This is a genomic window from Actinocrispum wychmicini (genome assembly GCF_004345645.1).
In the GTDB taxonomy this organism is placed as follows: Bacteria; Actinomycetota; Actinomycetes; order Mycobacteriales; family Pseudonocardiaceae; genus Kibdelosporangium; species Kibdelosporangium wychmicini.
In genome coordinates this window covers 544,658-567,655 of the sequence record NZ_SLWS01000003.1, presented here as the reverse complement: position 1 = coordinate 567,655, position 22,998 = coordinate 544,658, and the positions used below count along the sequence as shown (strand labels likewise).

At 69.0% G+C, this 22,998-nt stretch carries 18 protein-coding genes; 6 read left to right on the top strand and 12 right to left on the bottom strand.

Annotation, left to right across the window (positions count from 1 at the left end; translation table 11 throughout):
- Positions 1-14: 14 nt before the first annotated feature.
- Both EV192_RS16620 and EV192_RS16615 read right to left on the bottom strand, forming a co-directional pair.
- Positions 15-818: a hypothetical protein gene (locus tag EV192_RS16620; protein WP_132116160.1), complete on the bottom strand. Its 804-nt coding sequence runs from the start codon at positions 816-818 to the stop codon at positions 15-17.
- A gap of 8 nt (positions 819-826) precedes the next feature.
- A complete protein-coding gene (locus EV192_RS16615) occupies positions 827-2,152 on the bottom strand; it encodes a cytochrome P450 (protein WP_132116158.1) in 1,326 nt (441 codons plus the stop codon).
- 352 nt (positions 2,153-2,504) lie between these two features.
- On the opposite strand from EV192_RS16615, the gene EV192_RS16610 reads away from it, so the two are divergent.
- The 5 genes from EV192_RS16610 to dapF are packed head-to-tail and all read left to right on the top strand — an operon-like array spanning position 2,505 to position 9,229.
- Positions 2,505-3,656, top strand: a complete 1,152-nt coding sequence (locus EV192_RS16610) for a PLP-dependent transferase (protein ID WP_132116156.1) — start codon at positions 2,505-2,507, stop codon at positions 3,654-3,656.
- A 9-nt stretch (positions 3,657-3,665) separates the two neighbouring features.
- Positions 3,666-6,659, top strand: coding sequence for a non-ribosomal peptide synthetase (locus tag EV192_RS16605; protein WP_132116154.1), 2,994 nt, complete (start codon positions 3,666-3,668; stop codon positions 6,657-6,659).
- Between the two features lie 19 nt (positions 6,660-6,678).
- Positions 6,679-7,662, top strand: a complete 984-nt coding sequence (locus EV192_RS16600) for an aldo/keto reductase (RefSeq protein ID WP_132116152.1) — start codon at positions 6,679-6,681, stop codon at positions 7,660-7,662.
- On the top strand, positions 7,659-8,363 hold the full coding sequence (locus tag EV192_RS16595; protein ID WP_132116150.1) for a sulfotransferase-like domain-containing protein: 705 nt from the start codon (positions 7,659-7,661) through the stop codon (positions 8,361-8,363). Before EV192_RS16600 ends, EV192_RS16595 begins: the two co-directional genes overlap by 4 nt.
- Positions 8,360-9,229 carry a diaminopimelate epimerase gene (dapF, locus tag EV192_RS16590; RefSeq protein WP_132116148.1) on the top strand — a complete coding sequence of 290 codons (870 nt, stop codon included), beginning with the start codon at positions 8,360-8,362 and terminating at the stop codon, positions 9,227-9,229. Before EV192_RS16595 ends, dapF begins: the two co-directional genes overlap by 4 nt.
- On the opposite strand, the gene EV192_RS16585 is transcribed toward dapF, so the two are convergent.
- From EV192_RS16585 to EV192_RS16540, 10 genes are all read right to left on the bottom strand, one after another.
- Positions 9,156-10,265, bottom strand: a complete 1,110-nt coding sequence (locus EV192_RS16585) for an acyl-CoA dehydrogenase family protein (RefSeq protein ID WP_132116146.1) — start codon at positions 10,263-10,265, stop codon at positions 9,156-9,158. The two genes, dapF and EV192_RS16585, sit on opposite strands and share 74 nt — an antisense overlap.
- 12 nt (positions 10,266-10,277) lie before the next feature.
- Entirely contained in the window at positions 10,278-11,420 is a 1,143-nt protein-coding gene (locus EV192_RS16580) for an acyl-CoA dehydrogenase family protein (RefSeq protein ID WP_165960418.1), read from the bottom strand.
- Positions 11,420-12,316: a thioesterase domain-containing protein gene (locus EV192_RS16575; protein WP_132116142.1), complete on the bottom strand. Its 897-nt coding sequence runs from the start codon at positions 12,314-12,316 to the stop codon at positions 11,420-11,422. The genes EV192_RS16580 and EV192_RS16575 overlap by 1 nt, the downstream gene beginning before the upstream one ends.
- Before the next feature lie 2 nt (positions 12,317-12,318).
- Entirely contained in the window at positions 12,319-15,657 is a 3,339-nt protein-coding gene (locus EV192_RS16570) for a non-ribosomal peptide synthetase (protein WP_165960417.1), read from the bottom strand.
- Positions 15,658-15,668: 11 nt separating this feature from the next.
- Positions 15,669-16,691, bottom strand: a complete 1,023-nt coding sequence (locus tag EV192_RS16565) for a BtrH N-terminal domain-containing protein (RefSeq protein ID WP_132116138.1) — start codon at positions 16,689-16,691, stop codon at positions 15,669-15,671.
- Positions 16,688-17,272 carry a hypothetical protein gene (locus tag EV192_RS16560; RefSeq protein WP_132116136.1) on the bottom strand — a complete coding sequence of 195 codons (585 nt, stop codon included), beginning with the start codon at positions 17,270-17,272 and terminating at the stop codon, positions 16,688-16,690. The genes EV192_RS16565 and EV192_RS16560 overlap by 4 nt, the downstream gene beginning before the upstream one ends.
- The gene (locus EV192_RS16555; RefSeq protein WP_132116134.1) at positions 17,269-18,159 is read right to left on the bottom strand and encodes a GNAT family N-acetyltransferase; all 891 of its coding nucleotides are present in this window, start codon (positions 18,157-18,159) and stop codon (positions 17,269-17,271) included. Before EV192_RS16555 ends, EV192_RS16560 begins: the two co-directional genes overlap by 4 nt.
- A gap of 26 nt (positions 18,160-18,185) precedes the next feature.
- A complete protein-coding gene (locus EV192_RS16550) occupies positions 18,186-18,380 on the bottom strand; it encodes an MbtH family protein (RefSeq protein ID WP_132116132.1) in 195 nt (64 codons plus the stop codon).
- Between the two features lie 87 nt (positions 18,381-18,467).
- Complete coding sequence (locus EV192_RS16545; protein WP_132116130.1) at positions 18,468-19,718, bottom strand: MFS transporter; 1,251 nt, start codon at positions 19,716-19,718, stop codon at positions 18,468-18,470.
- A 43-nt stretch (positions 19,719-19,761) separates the two neighbouring features.
- A complete protein-coding gene (locus EV192_RS16540; protein WP_243726878.1) occupies positions 19,762-20,112 on the bottom strand; it encodes an ArsR/SmtB family transcription factor in 351 nt (116 codons plus the stop codon).
- A 276-nt stretch (positions 20,113-20,388) separates the two neighbouring features.
- Between EV192_RS16540 and mgtA the strand changes: the two genes are divergently transcribed.
- Entirely contained in the window at positions 20,389-22,980 is a 2,592-nt protein-coding gene (mgtA, locus tag EV192_RS16535) for a magnesium-translocating P-type ATPase (RefSeq protein WP_132116128.1), read from the top strand.
- Positions 22,981-22,998 lie beyond the last annotated feature (18 nt).

Below are 22,998 nucleotides of genomic sequence, written 5' to 3'. Positions count from 1 at the left end.
CCCTCTCGTCTTGTTCAGTCCACTGTGCCGGGCACCGCGCTGAGCAGTTCGGAAACCGTGCCCGCCACGCCCGCGTCCCGCAGCAGGTCGACGTGGGCGACGTCGAGACGGATCTCCCGCAGCGCCAGATCGGCGGCGGTGCCGCGGGTCTGCGACGTCACCGCGGTGGCCGAGGCCCACGCCGGCCTCGGGTCGATCTGGTCGGCCGCCACGACCCAGTTGACGAACGACGCGAACGTGGCGGCCAGCTCGGCCCGGCGCACCGGATCCAGCCCGACCCGCGCGAAGGCGGCGTCGCCGACCTCCGCGTAGAGCGCGCTCAACGCCGGGCCGAAGATCTGGACGTCGTCGTTGTCCGCCAACAGCTTCTGGCCGCGGCCGAGGATCTCCACGACCTCGTCGGGGGGCAACACCGCGCCGAACAGTTCGGCGCCGCGGTGGTACTGGGCGTACAACGCGCCGCTGGTGGGCTGTTCCGGGTCGAACACCACCAGCCGCGGTGTCCGCCCCTGCCGCTCGGCGACCTGTTCGGTGACCGCGGCGGCGAACACGCAGCCGGCGCAGAACCCCAGCACCGCGCCCACGGTGACGTCACCGAGAGCGTCCATCCAGTACCGCAGGTAGTCGTCGCTGGACCAGCCCTGCTCGCTGCCGGCCGGCGGTGGCACGGCCTCCCACACCGTACGCGCGGGGTCCAGCAGCGGCGCCAGGTGCGAGAAGCCCGCTTCGGGGCGGATCTGGGTCGGGAAGTCGCAGACGAGAACGATGTCCTCGACACCGGCGTCGCTCAGGACCCGCCATGGCCCGGCCGTGGTCATGTTTCCCCCTACGCTGATTGACGCGGTGTCACGATGATCCGGCTGCCGTTGCCCGGAACCTGGGTGACGTGCCGCGATCGTGGCTGTTCCGGCGTCAGGCTCGGCACGCTCACGTGGTACCGGCGCAGCACTTCGAGGAGCACCGCACCCGACTCCTGCAACGAGAAACCCGCCCCGACGCACCTGTGCACGCCGCCGCCGAACGGGATCCAGGTGTTCGCGTCCGGCTGCTTGCCGACGAACCGCTCGGGCCGGAACTCCTCCGGCGCCTCATGCGCCTCCGGGGCGCGGTGCACCACGTTGATGATCGGCGCGACGATCGTGCCGGCCGGCAGCTGGTACCCGGCGACCTCGGTGGGCTGCATCAACGTGCGTCCCACGTTCTGGACGACCGGCCGCAGCCGCATGACTTCCTTGTGGATGGCCAGCAGGTAGTCCTCGTCGCCGCGGTCGGCGGCGTCGTGCGCGGCGCGCTGCACCTCGGGCCGGCGGGCCAGTTCGTGGAACGTCCACGCGAGCGCGGTCGACGTGGTGTCGTGCCCGGCGATCAGCAGCGAGATCATGTGGTCCCGCAGTTCCGGGTTGGTCGCCTCGATCTCCGCGCCGGTCAGCAGCCGGGACAGGACGTCCTGGCGGTCGGCCAGGTCGGTCGCGGCCCGCCGCTCGTCGATCTCGGCGTACAGCAACCTGTCGGCCAGCTGTAGGTTCTCCTTGTTGCGCTTCCACGGCCAGAACCGGTCCAGTTTCGGGTAGGCCCAGCCGATGAAGCCGATCGGCCCGATGCTGGAGATCCGGTGGATCACGTCCCGCAGCTCGGTCAGCCGTGGCCCCTTGTCCATCCCGAACACCACCCGCAGGATGACTTCCAGGGTGATCGCGGCCATCCGGGGCTGGGACGCGAAGACCTGGCCGGTCGGCCACCGCTCGATCTCGGCCAGCGTCAGGTCGGTCATCATGTCCCGGTAGCCGCGCAGCGCGGCGCCGTTGAACGCGGGCATCAGCAGCTTGCGGGCCCGCAGGTGCGGGTCCTCGTCCAGGGCCAGCAACGAGTTCGGGCCGGTCACCGGCAGCAGGATCTTGTTCGCCTCGCTGGCGTGGAACACCGACGACGGCCCGGTGAACACCGTCTTGATGTGCTCGGGCCGGGTGAGCGCGACGATGTTGCGGTTGCCGGTGATCCGCATGGTGAACGTGTCGCCGTACTTGCGTTGCAGGTCCGCGTAGAACTTGCTGCGCGCGACGGTGTATTTGAAGGTCTGGACGATCCGCGACGATGTCGGCCCCGGGGGAAGGGTATCGGCAGCGGACACCTGGTTCACGTCGACCGTGGCCATCAAGCCCTCCCTGGGAGTCTGTGACGCACCAGTCACGCTAGGGCGCGGGCGTAGCGGATCGGTGGGCCTGAGATAGGGCTTCGGTAGTGCGGCCGAGCCGGGCCGGTCGGCCACCGGACCGCGGCCACCGAAAAGATCAATTCACTAGAATGGCGGAACGCCATCCGGCAAAAGGCAAACAAAGTCACAAAAAGTTTCCTGCCAATATGGTCGACGACGAGCTAGACTCAAGATCTGGCCACCGAGGACTGTGCCGGATCGATATGCTTTGACGGTCGTTTATGGACACGTCACGAGGTGGCAATGGGGCGCGCATCCAATCCATTTCGGCCAGAGCGGGGGCCACTGCACGATGACCAGGCGACGCGGTCGGGAGTTATATCTGAACAGCGTTGAACCACCGACCTACCAGAGCGCCTCCTATTATTTCGACGACTCCGACCACGTGCGCGCCGGCCTGCACGAGCGGTCCACTGCGGCCGGTCGGTACGGACGCTACAGCAACCCCACATGGCTCGAGGTGGAATCTCAGCTCAGCGAACTGAACTCGGCCGAATCGTCGTTATTGTTCTCGTCCGGTATGGCCGCGCACAGCACGACGTTCCTCGCGTTGTTGAAGCCCGGTGACCACGTGGTTCTCGCCGCCGAGTCCTACCGGCAGGTACGCAACGTTTTCCACGAGATCCTCAAGAAATTCGACATCATCGTCCACGAGATCTCGATCCGTGACCCCGATATGTTCTGCGCCGGCGTGCGGCGGCTGCGCGACCAGGTTCGGCTCGTGCACCTGGAGATGCCGTCATCGCCGCATATGTATCTGATCGACGTGGCGCAGGTCCGGGACGTGCTCGGTCCGGACGTGATCGTCACCCTGGACAGCTCGTTCTCGCCGCCGCCGAACTTCCACGCCCTGCGCTGGGGCGCCGACCTCGCCCTGTTCAGCGCCACCAAGTACCTCGGCGGCCACGGTGACATCGTCGCCGGTGTGCTGTCCGGCCGGGCCGACCTGATCGAACAGATCCGCTGGTACCGCGACACCACCGGGCCGGTCACCGATGGTCACGTGGCCGCGCTGCTGCGGCGCAGCCTCTACACCCTCCAGTTGCGGATGGAACGGGTGAACGCCCAGGCGATGGCGGTCGCCCTGCACCTGGACGCGCATCCGAAGGTCAGCCGGGTCTACTACACCGGGTTGCCGAGCCATCCGCATTTCAAGCTGGGCCAGCAGTATCTCAACGGGCACGGCGGCGTGGTCACGTTCGAACTCGACCGGACCGAGGCCGAGACCGCCGAAGTGGTCGACCGGCTCAAGGTGCCGTTCATGGCGTCCAACTTCGGCGCGCCGCAGACCCTGGTCGAGCAGAGCACGTTCTTCACCTACTTCGAGTACGACGACGCGGGGCTGGCGACCATCGGTGTCCCCCGCGGCACGATCCGGCTCGCCCTCGGCTACACCGACGACGTGGCCGACGTCATCGACGACCTGGACAACGCGCTGCGCTGAGGAGATCCGATGAGTACACCGTCGGTGAGCGCGGGAGATCCGGACGACACCCCGTACGTCCCGGTGTCCGAGCTGATCGCGCGCCAGGCACTCGCCACACCCGACCGTCCCGCGATCACCTGCCACCACAACACCCTCACGTACCGGAAGCTGGACGAGCTGGCCGGTGGGCTCGCCGGCAAGTTGGCCGCGGCCGGTGTCCGCCGGGGCGACCTGGTGCCGGTGCTCATGGTCAACAGCCTGGAGCTGCCGGTCGCGTGCCTGGCGCTGATGAAGCTCGGCGCGGCCTTCGTGCCACTGGATCCCTTGTGGCCGGTCCAGCGTGTCCTCGCTGCCCTGGATGTCCTGACGTGTCCGATCGTGCTGCACGGGCCGACTGCGCCGCCCGATGGCCACCACGGCAGGCCGTTCGAGGTCGACGTCCGTCGCATCCCTCTGGCCCGTCGGCCGCCGCTCGCGATGGGACCGGACGAACCCGCGTACGGGATCTTCACCTCCGGCACGACCGGCACGCCGAAGTGCGCGGTGAACACGCACGGCGGCCTCGCCAACCGGTTCCGGTTCATGACCCGCTACTTCCGCGCCACCGGCGACGAAGTGGTCCTGCAGAACAGCAAGCACACGTTCGACTCGTCACTGTGGCAGCTGTTGTGGCCGTTGACCGGGGGCGGGCACGTGATCCTGCCGGCCCACCGGGAGTTCCTGGACCTGCACCGGACCGTCGACCTCATCGCCGAGCACCGGGTGACCGCGTCGGACTTCGTGTCCAGCATCTTCAACGCGTTGGTCACGCTTGTGCAGGGCGAGCCCGAGCTGCTGCCGCGGTTGTCCTCGCTACGCTGGCTGATCGTGGGCAGCGAGCCGGTCAACTTACGGGCCGTGCGGACGTTGACCACGCTGTTGCCGGACCTGAAGGTGACCAACGGTTACGGTCCAACCGAGACCGCGATCGGGATGGCGTTTCATCCGATGAGCGACGCCGACGGCGATCTCGTGCCGCTCGGCCGGCCGATCGACAACTGCCACGCCGCCATCGTGGACGACGATCTACGGCCCGTTCCCATCGGCGACCTGGGCGAGATCATGATCGGCGGTGCCTGTGTCGGCGCCGGATACGTGCACGCCGCCGGGGCGACCGCGCGCGCGTTCGTGCCGAACCCGTTGCGTCCGGAGATTCCAGGCGACCGCGTGTACCTCACCGGTGACCTCGGGCGGATGGACGCGCACGGCAGGCTGTTCTACGGCGGCCGCAAGGACTTCCAGGTGAAGATCGGCGGCATGCGGATCGAACTCGACGAGATCAAGGCGGTCGCCGAGTCCTGTCCGGGTGTGCGCCAGGCCGAGGTGCTGGTGGCCGACGAGGATGGTGAGAAGTCGCTCGCGTTATTCGTGGCATGCGGTATACAGCCGACTGAAGACAAGCTGCGCGCACACCTGAGCCGGTCGCTGCCGCGCACCAGCATGCCCGCGCGTTACTTCTTCCTGGTCTCCATCCCGGTGAACGACAACGCCAAGGCCGACCGGGACGAGCTGGCCGTATTGCTCGACAAGCGGCTGGCCCTGGACGCCGACCGGCTCAGGGACGACGAGTCCGCCACGGATCTCGATGCCCGGGTGCTGCAGTCGATGCGGTCCGCGTTGCGCCGGCCGGACCTGTCGGCCACGGACCACTTCATGGACGCCGGCGGCGACTCCCTCAAGGCGTTAACAGTCGTTAACACGATTCGGGCCGAGTTCGGTGTGCAGGAGGTCTGCGCGCAGGACCTGTTCGACCATCCGACCGCGGAACGGCTCGCCCTCGTGGTCCGGACCTATCAGGCCGATGACACGATCGTCCGGTCCGAGGAGGACCTGATGACCGCGGACGCCAGGTCCGAACCCGACATGCCGATCACCACGGCAACCCGTGAACCGCCCCGCACGGTGTTGCTGACCGGCGCCACCGGGTTCGTCGGTGCCCGAATCGCATACGATATCCTGGCCGGCACGGACCTGCGGCTGGTGTGCTTGGCCCGCGCCGGCGACGACGACCGGGCCACCCGCCGGGTGGTTGACGTGCTCGCCGGCCGCGGCTGGTGGGATCCGGCGTTCGCCGACCGGCTGACCGGGTTCGCCGCCGACCTGGCCCTGCCCCGGCTGGCCCTGGCCGACCCGGTCTGGGACCGGCTCGCCGAGGACTGTGACCTGATCATGCACAGCGCGGCCCTGGTCAACTTCCTGTACGACTACCGGGCCCATCGCCGCGCGAACGTGCTGGGCACCACCGAGGTGCTGCGGCTGGCGATGAGCGGACGGCCGGCGCCGTTGCATTATGTATCCACATTGGCCGCGTTGCAGTCGGCCACCGACCGAGCCACACCGCTGGCCGAGGACGTCGACGTGGTCACGGTCGACGCGCCGCCGGGTGGCTACAACCGGTCCAAGTGGGTCATCGAACGCCGTCTCGCGTTGGCCAGGCAGCGTGGCGCGCTGGTGACCGTCCTGCGGCTCGGCGAGGTCATGCCCGCGGACAACGGCATCCCGAACACCTCCGCGTTGAGCCACTTGCTGCTGACGGCGTTCCACCGCATGGGAGTCGTGCCGGACGTGGACATCTGGTCCGACTACACACCCGTGGACTACGCCGCCCGGCGCCTGGTCGCCGCGGCGCTGGACCCCACGACGTGGGGAGCGACGCTGAACATCCGCCACTCGGACCGGGTCGACTTCACCCGGCTGCTCCCCGGCCTGACCACGGTGTCCTGCACCGATTTCCTGGCGGCGTTGGCCGACACGCAGGACCGGGAGCCCGGCCTGCTGGCGGCGTTCCTGCCGAAGCCCGGTGAGCTGACCGAAACCGAGTTGCGCGCGGTGTTCAGCGAGGTGTTGACGGACAACGTGACCAGGTACGACGGCACACAGGCCGAAGCGGCGCAACGCGGTTGGGAACTCGGGCACGAGTCGCTCGACCCGTCGATCACCGCGTACCGCCGGTACCTGGCCGGCCGGACAGTGCTGGCATGACCATACAAGGAGGGCGTTGATGCGGTACCGCACGTTGGGTCGGCTCGGCTGGCAGGTCAGCGAGGTCGGCTACGGCATGTGGGGCATTGCCGGCGGGCCGGGCGGCTTCACCGGCGAGGACCACGACCTGGCGCCCGCCTGCCTGGACCTGGCGGTCGAGCAGGGCTGCAACTTCTTCGACACCGCATGGGCGTACGGCCGCGGGATCAGCGAACAGATGCTGGGCGCCCTGCTGCGCCGGCATCCGGACCGCAAGCTGTACGTGGCCACCAAGGTGGCGCCGAAGAACATGGCATGGCCGCCGGGGCCGACCGACCCGCTGGCCGACGTGTTCCCGCCGGACCACCTGGTCGACCGCACCCGACAGAGCATGAAGAACCTCGGGGTGGACCGGATCGACCTGCTGCAGCTGCACGTCTGGGAGGACCGCTGGGCCGACGACCCGAGCTGGCAGGACACCCTCGGCGGCCTCAAGGACGACGGGCTGGTCGAAGCGGTCGGGATCAGCGTGAACCGGTGGGAGCCGGCCAACTGCCTGCGCGCCCTGGACACTGGCCTGGTCGACGTGATCCAGGTGATATACAACATCTTCGACCAGGCACCCGAGGACGAGCTGTTCGCCCGCGCCATCCGGGACGACATCGGCATCATCGCCCGAGTGCCGTTCGACGAGGGCACGCTGACCGGCGCGTTGTCCCTGGACAGCTCCTGGCCGGACGCGGACTGGCGGTCGACGTACTTCGGCCCGGAGAACCTCGGACCAAGTGTCGAACACCTCGAACGGCTGCGGCCCGACGTGCCGGCCGACATGCCGTTGCCGGAGCTGGCGTTGCGGTTCGTCCTGGCGCATCCGGCGGTGAGCACGGTCATCCCCGGCATGCGCACCCTGGACCACGTCAACGCGAACCTCGGCGTCAGCGACGGCTTCCCGCTGCCGGCGGAGTTGACGGACCGGTTGCGGGCGCATCGCTGGGACCGTCAGCCGGCGTGGTGGTCGGGATGAGCGCGATCGTCCTGTGGGCGCATTCCCGTTCCGCGTCAACGGCTTTCCTGCGGATGATGGCCGAACGCGGTGACGTGTCGACGGTGCACGAGCCGTTGCTGCACCTGACCGAGACCGGCGAGGCCAAGCTACCGGGCGACATCGTGGTGCGCGACGAGCACGACCTGCTGGCCCGGCTGGTCTCGCTGGGGCGTACCCAGCACGTGTTCGTCAAGGAGGTCCTCGACTACCCCTACCAGTACCTCTTCGACCACCCCGACGAGCTGGCCGAGCTGACGCACACGTTCATCGTGCGCGACCCGCGGCAGACGATCGCCTCGCACTACGCCATGAAGAACACGGTCACCAGCCCGGAGATCGGCTACGAGCGGCTGTACGAGCTGTTCGAGCTGGTCCGGGCCGCGTCCGGGCGGGAACCGTTCGTGCTGCGCGCGGAGTCGCTGGTGACCGACGCCGAGCAGGTGGTCCGGGCGTACTGCGACCACGTCGGGCTGCCGTTCAAGGCGGAGGCGTTGCAGTGGCGGCCGGGGCACCGGCCGGAGTGGGAACGGCATCAGGACTGGCACGCGGATGTCAGCCGCAGCAACGGTTTCCATGACCGACGCAACGAATACGTCGACACCGTGGACAACAACCCTGTGCTGCGCGGATTTTACGAGCACCACCTGCCGTTCTACGAGCGACTGGTGGCGCACAGTTGACGCCGTTCGTGAAGATGGTCGCGGCCGGCAACGACTTCGTGCTGCTGGACACGGACTCCTGCGGTGTGCCGGACGACGTGTCCGGTCTGGCCGTGTGGGCGTGCCGGCCGCACAGCGGCATCGGCGCGGACGGGTTGATACTGCTCCGCCGGGACGGCCCGGACCGGTTGGGCGTGACCGTGGTCAATCCAGATGGATCGATCGCGAAAATGTGCGGTAACGGCGCCCGATGCGCGGCGTACTATGCATTCGCCACCGGCACAAGCGGGCCGTTGACGGTGGAGCTGGGTCGTCACACGATGCGGGCGTGGTCGCGTGGCGGTCTGGTGGAGGTCACTTCACCCGAGCCGGACCGGATCGGTGGGCCGGTCCGGCTGGCCACCAAGGAAATTGACACAGCCCTTGATTTGTATACCGTAGACACCGGTACACCGTATGCAGTCGCGATCGTGCCCGATGCCGACGCGCTGGACGTCAACGAGCTTGGCAGGTTCGTGCGTTACCACCCGCACTTCGCGCCGGACGGTCTCAGCGTGAGCGTGGCGCAGGTGCGGGACGACGGCCTCGCGGTACGGACGTATGAGCGCGGCAACGAAGAGGAGACGCTGTCGTGTGGCAGTGGAGCCGTGGCGTGTGTCGCGGTCGCACGGTCGTTGGGCCTGGTCAGCGAGGGTACGGTGGCCGCGCACACCCGCTCCGGAACGCCGTTGCTGGTGCGGATCGCCGGGGACGCGCCGCCATTCGGCGCGTTGACGCTGACCGGCCCGGCGGAGGTCGTCTTCGAGGGCACGTTCACCGGTCCCGCAGCAGCGGAAACACCTCCCGGCGTACCTCGACCGGCGAGCCCAGCCACACCCGGTCGATGAGCGCTCGCCGGTAGTACAGCTGGATGTCGGCGTCTTCGGTCAGGCCGTACGCGCCGTGCACCTGCATCGCCACCAGCACGGTCGTGCCGTAGACATCGGCTGCCATGCTCAACGCCTGCGCGGCGCGGAGCCTGGAATCCGACCCAGTGTCCGCCTCGGCCGCGGCCGCCCGGACGAACCACCGGGTGGCCTCGATCCGGGCGGCCAGTTCGGCGAGCCGGAACGCCGGTGCCTGGAACGTGCCGATCGGTCGACCGAACTGGTGGCGTTCCTGCGATCGCGCGACGGCAAGGTCGAGCGCCCCTTGCGCAGAACCAATAATGTATGCTGCATACCGTATGCGGGCACGGGCGACGAGTTGCATCCACCCGTCACGGTCTTCGAGGTGCCACGACACCACGGGCGCGCCCGTGAACCGGACCTCGAACAGCTGGCTACGGCCGACCTCGTCGTATCGGCGAGCCTGGTAGCCGTCGGCGACCAGCGCGCACCGGACACCGGCCGGGTCGTCGGCGACCACGAGCAGGTACTGGCTCTCCGGCACCGAGCCGACGAACCGCCGGACTCCGTCCAGGGTGTCGCCGGTGCCCAGCGCGGGTCCTGGCCGGTGCAACGCGTCCGTCGCCGTCTCCCGGACAGCGACCGCGATCGGCGCGCCCGTCGCGGTTTCGGCGATCCGGTCCGCGTCGGTGTCCAGCGTCCGCAGCAACACCTCCTGCGCGATGTATGTGTCCAACAGCGGGCCTTGGTACAGCGCCGCGCCGAGCAGTTCGCACAGCATGACCGCGCCTGCCTGGCGGGCGTCCTCGCCGCCTGCCTTCTCCGGCAGCAGCAGCCTGGTCGCGCCCAGGTCGACCATGGCCCGCCACACCGCGTCCCGGACCGCGGCGGACTCGGCATCGGTGCCGCCGGGGTCGGTCGACCCACGCGCCGGCAGCTCGGCCATCCGCCGGATGCACGGCCCCAGGTCGTCGTCGAACAGGTCCGCGAACCGGTCGCGGACGTCGCGCTGGACTTCCGACAACGTGACGCGCATGCCTCTCCCCCATCAGCTCGGTAGGCCGAGCGCGGTCGACGCGATCATCGACAACATCACCTCGGACGTACCCGACGCGATCGTGAACCCGGGCCCGTCGCGATAACCGTGTTCCACCAACGAACCCGGGACCGCTGATTCGTCGCGAAGGGACAGTGCGGCGTCCATCCCGGCCAGTTCGGCCGCCAGCACGGCCGCCGACTTGGCCGTCTCGGAGGTGTGCCATTTGGCCATCGCGTACAACGCCTCGTCGCGCACGTCGTCCGCGATCGTGCCCACGGCACGCCACGACAGCAGCCGTCCGGCCTCCACCTCGGCGTCCAACGCCACGAGCCGATCGGCGTACGCCGTGTCCTCGGCGACGTTGGCCAGCAACGCGTCAACGGTCCGACGCGCCTTAGCCTCCAACTCGATGCCGGTCCGCTCCAGGCGGAGCACCTCGCCCGCGATCCGCCAGCCGTCGCCGATTTCGCCCAACACGTCCGCCCGAGTCACCAACGGGCCGTCCAGGGTCACCGCGCCGAAGTGCTCGTCCATCATCGTCCACAACGGACTGATCAGCACGCCGGTGTTGTCGAGCGGGACAATGAACACGCTCAGCCCAGAGTATCGCACCTCCGACGACCCGGTCCGGGCGAGACACAGCGCGAAGTCCCCCATGTGCGCCTTGAGGCTGTACAACTTGCGACCACGCAGCCGCCAACCTTCCGGGTCAGGCTCCGCCCGAGTAGCGAGCGACCCGAGATCCGACCCGGTCTCCGGTTCGGAGAACAGCACACATCCGATGGACTCGCCGGCCGCGAGCGAGGGCAGCCAGCGCGCCTTCTGCTCGGGCGTGCCGTGCAGGTACACCGCGAGCCCCACGATGTCGATGGACAGCGTGTGGGCCACATCGGGCACACCGGCGGCGATCAGCTCCTCCGTCACGATCGCCTTCTCCACGATCGTCGCGCCGATGCCGCCGTACTCCTGGGGCCAGTTCGGTGCGAGCCAGCCGCGTTCACCCAGCAGGCGATATGTGTCCAGCAGACCGGGTTCCTGGTCCGCCGGCAGCGCACGGACCCGCGCCACCTCCTCGCGCACCGACTCGCGGGCCAGCAGGGCGCGGACGTCCTGACGGAACCGCTCCTGCTTCGGCGGGAACGTCAAGTCCACTATGGACTCCTTGGGTCGGCCTCGCCGAGACACCGGCTCAGTGCGTCGACGACCTTGTCGAGATCCGGGTGTTGCAGCATGGTGTGGTGCGCGCCAGGCACCGGCAGGCAAGTGACGGCGGACGCGTACGGCCGCCAGCGGTCGACCTCGCCCGCGTCGGTGTCCTCCGCCAGGACGAACGTGACCGGCACGTCCACCGGCCGCGGCCGCCAACTCCGGTAGGCGCGGGCGTTCCCGGCGAACGCGGCGATCCGCTGCCGCATCTCCGCACGAATGCCCGACGGCACGGTTCCGGCGTTCTCCAGCGCCTCGATCAGACCGTCCGTCCGTTCGTCCTCGGGCAACGCGTGCAGGAAGGCGAGGTCGGGCGGCTCGGCCCGCAAGGTCGCCGACAGGTCCTCGGCGAACCATCCCAGGACCGTGGTGTCGTCCGGTGGTGGCTCCGAGGGGGCCAGCGCCGAGTCGAGCATCACCACCAGCGGCACGTCCGCGGCACGTTCCCGCAGCCGGACCGCGATCTCCTGCGCCACCACGCCGCCCACCGACCACCCGCACAGCAGGTACGGCCCGTCCGGCCGAATCCCGGTGATCAGATCCAGGTACACGGCCGCCAGTTCGTCCAGTTTGTATACAATCGACTGGCCGTGCAGGCCGGGCGACTCCAGACCGTATACCGGGCGGCCGGGCGGCAGGTGTTCGACGAGCGCCACATACGGACCAGCGCCGCCACCGACCGCGGGCAGCAGGAACAACGGCGTACCCTCGCCCGCGCGCAGCGGGATCACGCACTCCGCGAGCCCGGCGGCCCGGGTCTGCCCAGTCCCTTGTGGACGATCCGCGCGTTCGCGCAGTCGTCTCGCCAGCAGGGCGCGGCGCTTGTCGTCGACGGACGGCATACTCACTCGTCCTCAGCCAACAACCGGTCCAGCTCCTCTTCGGACAGTTCGGCGACCTCTTTCTCCAGCAGGGCCAGTTCGCTCTCGTCCATGGCGGCGCGCATGGCCTCGTCCACCAGGTCCGCCATCTGGTTCAGCCGGGGATGGCTGAACAGCTGCCGGGCGTCCAGCTCGACGTAGAACGTGTCGCGGATCCGGGAGATCAGCTGGGTGGCCTGCAACGAGTTCCCGCCGAGGGTGAAGAAGTTGTCCGCGCCGGCGACCGTGTCCGCCGACACGTTCAGCAGCCCGGCCCACACCTCGGCCAGCAGCCGCCCGGTGCCGGTCACCATCCCGCCCGCGGCGACGCCCGTCGCAGGCGCCGGCAGCGCCTTGCGATCCAGCTTCCCGCTGCCCGTCAGCGGCAACTCGGCCAGGATCGTCAACGTCGCCGGCACCATGTGCACGGGCAACCGGTCCACCAACCAGTCGCGGACCGAGTCCTCGGTGAGCTTCCCGCCGCGCTCAGCCACCACATACCCGTCGAGCCTGGGGCCAGTGTCGCTGTCGGCCACGACGACCGCGGCCTGCGCGACCGCGGGTGCGCCGGCCAGGACGTCCTCGATCTCGCCCAGCTCCACCCGCAGGCCCCGGATCTTCACCTGGCGGTCCACCCGGCCGACGAACACCAGCTGGCCGTTCCATTCCCATCGCACCACGTCACCCGTGCGGTACATCCGCTCCCCTGGCCCGCCGAACTCGCACGGCACGAACTTCTCCGCCGTCAGCCCCGGCCGGCCCAGGTAGCCCCGCGCCAGGCACGTCCCGGCGATGCACAGTTCGCCCTGCACACCCACCGGAACCAGATCGCCGCGACCGTCCACGACGAACGCGCTGATGTTCGCCATCGCCCGGCCGATCGGCGGCGCCGCGGTCAACCGCTCCGGCGGACACTCGTAGTCCACACAGGCCACAGTCGCCTCAGTCGGGCCGTAGCCGTTATGGAAAGCGCGTTTCGACGTACGCCACCGGTTGACGAGGTCGGCGGTGAACGCCTCGATCCCGACGAACAACGCGCGCAGCTCCGGTAGATCCGTGTCGGTCACCAGGCCGAGCACGGCCGGCGCGATGTCGGCCACGGTCACCGACTCCTGTCGCATCAGCTCCGCGAGCCGGTGCGGGTCGTACAACACGGAAGTCGGCGCGGATACACAGGTGGCGCCGTTGGCGAGCGCGGAATACACGTCGAACACGCTGACGTCGAAGGTCGGGTTCGCGAACTGCAGCACCCGGTCCGCCGGCGTGATGTGGAACAGCTGCTGGGCGGCGCCGACGAAGTTCACGGCCGCCCGGTGCGTGACCACCACACCTTTAGGCTTGCCAGTCGACCCGGACGTGTATATCACATACGCGGCGTTGTCCGGGCCTGCCACCTGGGGCAGCGGACTGTCCGAACAGGACTCCAGATCTGCGGTGTCGAGCAGCACTCGTGGCATGTCGGCGGGCAGCAGACCGGCGAGCGCGGTCGTGGTGACGACGACGTCCGCGCCCGCGTCCTCCAGTTGGAACCGCAGGCGCGCGGCCGGATGGGTCGGGTCGAGCGGCAGCCACGCGCCGCCGGCCTTGATCGACGCCAGTTCGGTGGTCTGCACGTTCGGGCCGCGTTCCAGCAGCATGCCGACAATCGACTCCAGGCCGACCCCGTACTCGGCACGCAGCAGCGTCGCCAGACAATTGGACCGGCGGTCCAGTTCCTGGTACGTGAGATCAGCGCCCTCGAACCGCACCGCGACCCCGGCCGGATTTGCCGCCGCGGCGGCGCCGACCAGGTCGACGAGCGTGCGGTCGGCGGTGCCGAAGTCGACCGGCTCGGGGTTCCACTCCGCGACCAGCCGGCGGCGTTCCTCCTCGGGCAGCACGGAGATCCCGGCCACCGGCTGGGCCGGGTCGGCCACGATCGCCTCGAGCGCGGTCCGGAAGTGGACCACCAGCCGTTCCATCCGCTCCGGGTCGAACAGGTCGTCCGCGTAGTTCACCCACACGAACCCGTCGCCGACCGAGCGGGTGTTGAGCTGGACGGACAGGTCGAACCGGGACGTGCCGGTGTGCACCTCCACGTTCTCCACCCGCACGTCGCCGAACGCGAAGTCGGCCATGATCTCCTCGCTGAGCAGGCTCAGCGCGACCTGGTACAACGGGTTGCGGGCGGCGTCCCGTTCCGGCCGCAGGTCCTCCACCACCCGGCCGAACGGCACGTCCTGGTGCGCCAGCACGTCCAGCACGTGCTCGTTGGATCGGCGCAGCAACTCCGCCACGGTGGGGTCGCCGGTCAGGTCGATCCGCAGCACGACCGTGTTGGCGAACATCCCGACCATCGACTCAAGCTCGTGCCGGGTCCGCGCGGACACCGCCGAACCGAACGGGATGTCGGTCTGCCCGGTGTATCTGGCCAGCACGATCGCGAACGCGGCCGCGTACACCGAAAGTTCGCTGATGTTCCACTGCGCCGCGAGGTCCCGGGCGGCCCGCAGCAGGTCGCCGGGGAACGGCCGGACGAACGCCAGGCCCCGCCCGGTCGGAGTGAGCGGCCGCGGCTTGTCGGCCGGGAAGTCCAAAGTGGGCAGATCCTTCAGCGCGCCACGCCAGTACTCCAGGTCACGTTCCCGCCCCGGACCGGTCAGCTGACGCCGTTGCCACACCGCCACGTCGACCGGTGCCACGGCCAACTCCGGCAGCCTCGCCTCGCGGCCGGTGTGCGCGGCGTCGTAGAACTCGGCGAGGTCCCGGATCAGCAGACCGGTGGACCACCCGTCGGTGATGATGTGGTGGAACGTCATCACGAGCAGGTGATCCGCCGCGGCCAACCTGACCAGCCCACAACGCAGCAGCGGACCGGTGGCGAGGTCGAACGGGACGCGGATCTCGGCCATCGCCACCGACAGGCCCTTGGCCCAGCGTTCGTCCTCGGCGAGCCCGGACAGGTCCGTGACGGTCACCGGCACGTCCGTCACCGGGTCGGCGACGATCTGGAACGGCACTCCCCTGTCCACGCCGAACGTCGTACGCAGACTCTCGTGCCGGTTGACGACATCCCGCACGGCCTTACGCAGCGCCGGTTCGTCCAGCTCACCACGCAGCCGCAACACGAACGGGATGTTGTACTGGGCGAGGTCCACCGAGACCTGGTGCAGGAACCATATGTAGTGCTGTTGCTCGGTGACCGCCAGGCGGCCGGAGCGGGGCACCCGGACGATCCGGTCCCGTTCGGCCGCGGCGGCCTGCCGCTGGCGCATCTTCATCGCGAGCAAGGCGCGCCGGGCCTCGGCCAACGAGGTCTCGGGACTTCCGCTGTCGCCTGACATCTGCTCCATCCTCAGAACTTCCCGGACACGACGTCCGACAGCTCGGCGAGTACCCGCGCCTGGTCGTCGCACAATGCGGAGAACCGGCGGCGCAACCGGTCCGCGGACATCTCGCCGGTGCTGGTGAGCGCGCTCATGATCCGCACGGCCGTCCAGTGGTGGGCGATGCGTTGCACGGAACGGCCAAGCACGGCGAGCGCCGGTTCGTCGGCGGCGGACGCGGCCAACACCAGCCAGTCGGCGTGCAGCGCGGTGTTGGCCAGGACGGCCCCGGCGACGAGGAACAGCTCGTCCCGGATGTCGGCCTCGTCTTCGAACCGTTCGGCCACGTCCGCGAGGTAGGCGCGTTGCCCGGTCAGGCCCACGTAGCCGTCGCCGGCCGAGCGGAATCCGTGCAGGTTGCGGCGGATCGTGTCGAACACGGTGTCCCGGTCGAACGGCGGGAAGGCGTCCGTGTCGACGTGGATCTCCAGCCACCGGTTGCCGATCGGCTGGTTGGTGAAGAACATGTCCCGGTTGTGCAGGATCGGGTTCTGCGAGTCGCGCGCGGCGGCTAGCTCGTCCAGCCGGATGTCGCCGTCGAACCGCGGCGGCACGGCGTCCAGGACCCGGACTGTTCCGGCGTTGTCGTCGTAGCCGTACACGATCACCAGATGATTGGTGTGCACGTCCTGGTACGCGGGCCGGAACGGCAGGTAGAAGTTGTCCGCCGCCACCACGATCGGGACACCGGCGGCCACCTGCGCCCGAACCTGTTCCCAGCCCTGCGCGGCGTCCGCCGGCTCGTGCCACACCGAACGGACCGGATGGTACGGCGCGAGCCCCTCGTACAGCGAGACGCCGGGCGGCGTCGGGTAGTAGTACTCCTCGCGCCTCAAGTCGGTCGGGATGTGCCGGAAACCCCATGCCGCGCCAAGGGTTTCCAACTCGGGCACGCCGTGCCAGCGCAGGATCGTCGCCGCGCTCGTCCACAGGCAGCCGACCAGGTCGTGGCGCCACGGCACGACATCATCGATCACCCCTGTCGCGGTCATGCCTCTGGTCCGATCAAGGTGAGCGCGAAGATGTGGATGGCCACGTTGTCCGGCAGCCCGATGGCGGCCAGGTCGGTCTCCCTCGGCACGGGCACCCTGGTCCGCCAGATCACCGGTGCCATGTTGCGCTGGATGTGCCGCGGATAGTGCAGGCTGCGGCACCGCACGGACGCCTGCTCGCCGAAATGCGCCGGGGTCTCCGCCCAGAAGTCGGACACGCGCAGCCATTGCGGATCCACAGATCCGTCGGCGTGATGCAGGGTGATCACGTCCTCGCTGCGCCGCTCCGACGCGGCCAGCAGGTATAACCAGTCGTACCGGCCGGTCGGCAGCTCGATCACCTGGCCGGAGCACCGCAGGTTGTCCCGGCCGGCCGGATCGGGCGCGGGGAACAGGAACGGCACGTCCCCGATCCGGACCGTGCCGCCCGGCTCGGGCAGGTCCTCCGCGGGGAACGTGTTGTCCCAGATGTTGAAGCCGCCCTGGTCCAGTTCGCCGCCGCGGGTGATGCCGCGGTTGTCGAAGTGGCCGCCGAGGTCGACGGGGGTGGCCGATAAGAGCCGCGGCGCGGTCGTGGTCAAGTCTCACTCCTGGATGCCGTCGGTGGGAACTCCTGGATCTCGTGACCCGGCCGGAACCGGGCCACCGCCCATAGGTCGCTGTGCAGGGCGCGGGGCATGCGGTGCAAGGGGACGTTCGCGCGGCTGGCACGGAACACGACCACGCGCGGGTCGTCGGTCGGGCGGGCGCCAGGGGTCGTGCGAAGCAGTTCGGGCAGTTCGGCCGGATCACCGCGCCAGACGTCCACTCCGGCCAGCCGTCCCCGGCCAACCGGTTCGGTCGTCGCGATCAGGCCGTTCGGTGTGACGTACCAAGTGATTCGGCCGGTCGCGCCGGGATCCGGCCCGTAGACCGGCATGGGTTCGGGTGGCTGGGTGAGGTCGCGTTCCATCGCGGCCTCGGTGAGCAGCTTCCCGTCGTCCGGCAGGTGGTACGCCACCGCCCGGTAGCCGAGATTCGCGTAGTACGGCAGCAGGCAGCGTTCGATGACCGCGTCCAACCGGACCGTTCGGGCGCCTTCGGCGCGGGCGGTCGCTTCCACCTCGGCCATCAGCCACCGGCCGACGCCGCGGGCTCGTGCGGCAGGGTCGACCGCGACCCGGGCGACCCACCAGGCGCCGTCGGACAACAGCTTCGTCCGTAGCACAGCCACGATGGCCTCGTCGATCCGCAGCGCCCGGATCGACCCGCCGTCCGCCAGAAACCGCATGACATGGCCGGCGTCCTCGACCGCGCCGTCCGGTGTGGGCAGTCCGGGCAGCGGATCAGAGTCCACATAGGACCGACGAGTGACCGCGGCGACCCGTTCGGCGGTCTCCGCATTCACGTTGTCGATCGTTATCGTCGTCAACGCGGGCGCGGAGATCGTCATCCGGGGAAACCGGATAATGCTGGTCTCAGCACACATGTCCCCCTCATCGTCGACCGGGACGCTCAGCCGTCGGTTTTCAGCCGGAGACTCAACGGACGCATGTCCGTCCAGATCTCCTCGATGTGGCCGATACACTCCGGCTTGGTCCCGCTCATCCCCTCGGCGCGCCAGCCGTCCGGAATGTCCTTGTCCGCCAACCAGATCGAGTACTGTTCCTGGTGGTTGACCACGACGAGGTACGTCCGGTCATCCGACATCGGCCCGCCTCCGTAACACCAATTCGGCTGATCGCATTTTATCGCCACGCCCAGCCGAAACGGAAGACGCTCAAGGTCTGGGAAAAATCAGTCGGCCGTGGTCACCGCGTCTTGGGGATCATGTAACCCACGCACTTCACGGCGCACCATCGGTACCGCCGAAAGAGCCATGACGACCGTGCCGACGGCGACTCCGGTCCGGCTGCCGAACGTCTCCCCGATCACACCGGCCGCCGCACTGCCCAACGGGATCACGCCGAAGATCAGAAACCGGTACGTGCCAATGGACCTGGCCAGCGCCGCCTTCGGCACCGCCGCCTGCCGCAGCGTCGTGGACAGCACGTTCGCCCCGCCCAGCCCCACTCCCGCCACCACCCACACCGCCGAAACGGCGACACCCAACGCGGTACCGCTCATGGGCAGCGCGGCGAGAACCAGCGGCACGCCGGTGAACAGCAGCAATGCCAACACATACGTCCAGCCGTAGCCGATCCGGCCGCTGACCCGTAACACCGACATGGTGCCGACGAACGCCCCCGCGCCCGCCGCCGACAACCCGAGCCCGTAGACGCCGACACTCACCTGCCGGTCGGACACCAGCCACACCAACAGGTTCACCATCAAGATCTGCGAACCCACGTTGTACACACCCGCGTGGATGGTCAACGCCCGCAGCACCGGGTTGCCGAGCAGGTGCCGTAACCCCGCCAGCACCTTGCGCCGCTCAGTGCTGTCCACCACCGGCTCCGGCTCCGGCCGGCGCGCGGCGGTGATGCCCACCAAGCTGGCGATGTAGCTGGCCGAGTCGACCAGGACCGCGACCGCCGGCCCCAGCCATTGCACCAGCACACCGGCGAACCCTGGGCCGGCGACCTGGGCGACTGTCAGCGAGCCCTCCAGTGCCTGGTTCGCCCTCGGCAGGTCGTCGTCGTCCACCATGCCTGGTACGTAGGCAAAACTCCCCACGTCGAACACCACACTCGCGGCCCCGACCACGAACGCGACAACAACCAGGAGCGGCAACGACAAAAAGCCCAACAACACCGACAACGGCACCACCGCCAGCGCCAAGGCCCGCACGACATCCGCGCCAATCAACGCGGGCCGGCGACGACGCGTCTCCAACCAGTGACCCGCCAGCATCGGAACCACGACGTTCGGCAGGTAGGTCGCCGCCGCGATCGCGCCGACCGCACCCGCCCGCGCATCCAGTAACAGCGTGGCCACCAAAGGCAAAGCGACCGCCGTGACCTGCGTACCCATCACCGACACGGCCTGCCCGGACCAGAACCACCGAAAATCCCGGTGTCGGCGGATCAACCCACGTGGCCGGCTCATAGGTCCCCCTCCCGGGTGCGACCTGAAAGCCTAACCCCGGGGGTCAGCGGGTGGCGCGGGCCTGCGAGGGTGTCCTGAGTTCGTCCTGGTGTCGGACTGCCAGCCGGACCACGTCGACCACATGCGGATCGGCGGCGACATACACCTGGCGCTTTCCCTCGCGGCGGGCGCGCACCAGACCGGCCAGCTTGAGCTTGGCCAAGTGGTGGCTGACCGTGGCCACGGACTGGCCGACCTCGGCCGCGAGCGTGCCCACGTCACGCTCACCCGCGGCGAGCAGCCACACGATCTGCAGGCGCACGCTCCCGGCGAGCATCCCGAAGGTCGCCGCGGTGTCCTGCAGCAGGTCGGCGGGCAACGGTTCAGCGGGCTGGGGTAAGTGTTCGACGGGCACGGCGTCCTCTCGGGTGATACCGCCAGAGTGACATAGAACAAACACTTGCACAACTGTTTGACTGATCGGGCCCGCTCATGTCTAATGGCTCATGGCCGCTGAGCGGCCAGGACTTGTGCTGGAGGGAGGTGTGCCGGATGACCGGCGAGGGAAGTAGTCACGACCACGCGGTCGCCCGGCCGCGCCCGCGAGGGCTCAGTTAGCCCGGCGGTCCGCGTGGTGCTCGTCGTTGCCAGTTGTTCCCGGCCGACGCCGCCGACGTGACAGGACCGCACCATGTTCAAGACATTCTCCGACGACGCCCGCCTGCGTGAACTGGCGAACGCGGCCGAGCTGCCGCTGTTCCGTGCCGTGCACGGCACTCCGAAGGGCCTGACCGAGGCCGAGGCGGCCGACCGGCTGGCCCAGCACGGCGACAACCATGTGGCCAGGCCGACGCGCGCCAGCGTGTGGGCGCGTGTGCGCGCGGGTGTGAACAGTCCGTTCATCGCGTTGCTGACGGGCCTGTGTGTGGTGTTCGTCGTTGTCGGCGACGTGCGCGGCGCCGTGACGGTCGGCGCGATGGTCGTGCTGGCCGTGGGGTTGCGGTTCTGGCAGCACACTCGCTCGGACCGCGCGGTGGACGCGCTGCGCGCACGTGTCAGCGCGACAGCAACCGTGCGCCGACGCGCGAGCGACGGCCACACTGCCGTGACGCGGGAAGTGCCGGTCGAAGACCTCGTGCTGGGCGACGTGGTGTTGCTCGTCCCGGGTGACGTGGTGCCCGCCGACGTACGGCTGGTGAGCGCGGTGGACCTGATGGTGGACCAGTCCGGGCTGTCCGGCGAGACGCTGCCCGAGCGCAAAGGCGTGACCAACACGCGTCAGGCGTCCATTGTGGACATAGAGACGATCTGTTTCGCGGGCACTTCCGTGGTGGCGGGCACGGCCACCGCGGTGGTGGTCGCGACCGGATCGGACACGTACTTCGGCACGATCGCCCGGGACATCCAGGGCGCGCGCCCGGCGTCCGGGTTCGACCTCGGCGTCCGCGCGGTCGGCTGGACGCTCGTCAAGTTCATGCTGGTCATGGTGCCGATCGTGCTGGCCGTCAACGGGTTCGTCACCGGTGACTGGGCGCAGGCGGCGATGTTCGCGGCGGCCGTGGCGGTCGGGCTCACCCCGGAGATGCTGCCGGTCATCGTCACCACGAACCTCGCGCGCGGCGCGGTCCGGCTCGCCGAGCGCAAGGTGGTCGTCAAGCGGCTCAACGCGATCCAGGACCTCGGCGCCATGGACGTGCTGTGCGTGGACAAGACCGGCACGCTCACTGAGGACCGCGTGGCGTACGCGCACAGCATCGACCTGTACGGCCAGCCTGACGGCGAAGCCGCCGAATACGCGTACCTGGCAGTACGATTCCAGTCCGGGCCACGCAACCGGCTCGACGAGGCCATCGCGGACCAGCTCGCCGGTGACGAAGATGCTGTGTCGAACAACGCGGCCTACAGCGCAGTCGACGAGATCGGCTTCGACCACGACCGACGCCGGGCGACCGTGGTGGTGCGGCACGACGACGAGCACATTGTGATCACCAAAGGAGACCCGGACCAGGTCCTGCCGCGATGCGCCCAAGCGTGGCAGGCGGGTGCGGTCATCGAACTGACTGACGCCCGGCGACGGGACACCGAGGACCTCGTCCGCGCCTACGCCGAACACGGCATGCGGATCCTCGCCGTGGCCGCACGCCAGCAACCGGCGCGGTTGGGCGGTTACTCCGAAATGGACGAAGCCGGGCTCGTGCTCGTCGGGTTCGTGGGGTTCGTCGACCCGGTCCGGGCCAGCACCGCCACAGCCGTGCGTTCGCTGGACGAGCGCGGCGTGTCAGTGAAGATCCTCACCGGGGACAACCAGCACGTCGCAGCGTTCGTGGCCGGACAGGCGGGCCTGCGGATCGGTGAGGTGGTGCAGGGTCACGAGATCGACCGCGCCAGCGCCGCCCACCTTCGGCGGCTGGTCACGACCGGAACGGTGTTCGCCAAGCTCACCCCGGCGAACAAAGCGCGGATCGTCGCCGAACTGCGGTCGGCGGGCCACTCGGTGGGTTTCGTCGGCGACGGCGTGAACGACGCGCTGGCGCTGCGTGCCGCCGACGTCGGGATCTCGGTACAGGGCGGCACGGACGTCGCCAAGGACGCGGCCGACCTCATCCTGACCGAACGGGACCTGAGCGCGCTCGCCGACGGCGTCGTGGAAGGCCGGCGCACGCTTGGCAACACGATGAAGTACGTCAAGATCACCGCGAGCTCCAACTTCGGCAACGTGCTGTCGGTGCTCGTGGCCAGTGCGTTCCTGCCGTTCCTGCCGATGCTGCCGGTGCAGCTGATGGTCCAGAACCTTTTGTACGACACCGCTCAGCTCGCGCTGCCGTGGGACCGGGTCGACCGGGAGTACCTGAAGCGCCCGCGCCGGTGGCAGGCGGGCGGCCTGGTCCGGTTCATGCTCGTGTTCGGACCGGTCAGCTCGCTGTTCGACGTGACCACGTTCGCGGTGCTGTGGTGGGCGTTGGGCACGGGCAGTAACAATGACACTGACCCGACGGTGTTCCAGACCGGGTGGTTCGTCGAAGGCCTGCTGTCCCAGCTGATCGCCGTCCTCGTGCTGCGGTCCATTATGGGCAGTCGGCCGTCTCGGCAGGTGCTCGTCGCCACGTGCGTGGTGGCGTTCGTCGCGCTGGCGCTGCCGCTGTCGCCCCTGGCCGGACCATTACTCCTGTCCGCACTGCCACTCGGCTATTTCCCTTGGCTGGTAGCCATTCTGGCGGCGTACGGGGTGGCCGCACAGCTGGCGAAGACGATGTACACGCGTCGGACAGGCGCCTGGCTGTAACTCCTTTTACACTGTAAG

Coding starts and splice junctions, on each gene's coding strand:
- EV192_RS16620 (WP_132116160.1), bottom strand. CDS start 818: ATGACCACGGCCGGGCCATGGCGGGTCCTGAGCGACGCCGGTGTCGAG.
- EV192_RS16615 (WP_132116158.1), bottom strand. CDS start 2,152: ATGGCCACGGTCGACGTGAACCAGGTGTCCGCTGCCGATACCCTTCCC.
- EV192_RS16610 (WP_132116156.1), top strand. CDS start 2,505: ATGACCAGGCGACGCGGTCGGGAGTTATATCTGAACAGCGTTGAACCA.
- EV192_RS16605 (WP_132116154.1), top strand. CDS start 3,666: ATGAGTACACCGTCGGTGAGCGCGGGAGATCCGGACGACACCCCGTAC.
- EV192_RS16600 (WP_132116152.1), top strand. CDS start 6,679: ATGCGGTACCGCACGTTGGGTCGGCTCGGCTGGCAGGTCAGCGAGGTC.
- EV192_RS16595 (WP_132116150.1), top strand. CDS start 7,659: ATGAGCGCGATCGTCCTGTGGGCGCATTCCCGTTCCGCGTCAACGGCT.
- EV192_RS16585 (WP_132116146.1), bottom strand. CDS start 10,265: ATGCGCGTCACGTTGTCGGAAGTCCAGCGCGACGTCCGCGACCGGTTC.
- EV192_RS16575 (WP_132116142.1), bottom strand. CDS start 12,316: ATGCCGTCCGTCGACGACAAGCGCCGCGCCCTGCTGGCGAGACGACTG.
- EV192_RS16570 (WP_165960417.1), bottom strand. CDS start 15,657: ATGTCAGGCGACAGCGGAAGTCCCGAGACCTCGTTGGCCGAGGCCCGG.
- EV192_RS16565 (WP_132116138.1), bottom strand. CDS start 16,691: ATGACCGCGACAGGGGTGATCGATGATGTCGTGCCGTGGCGCCACGAC.
- EV192_RS16555 (WP_132116134.1), bottom strand. CDS start 18,159: ATGTGTGCTGAGACCAGCATTATCCGGTTTCCCCGGATGACGATCTCC.
- EV192_RS16550 (WP_132116132.1), bottom strand. CDS start 18,380: ATGTCGGATGACCGGACGTACCTCGTCGTGGTCAACCACCAGGAACAG.
- EV192_RS16545 (WP_132116130.1), bottom strand. CDS start 19,718: ATGAGCCGGCCACGTGGGTTGATCCGCCGACACCGGGATTTTCGGTGG.
- mgtA (WP_132116128.1), top strand. CDS start 20,389: ATGTTCAAGACATTCTCCGACGACGCCCGCCTGCGTGAACTGGCGAAC.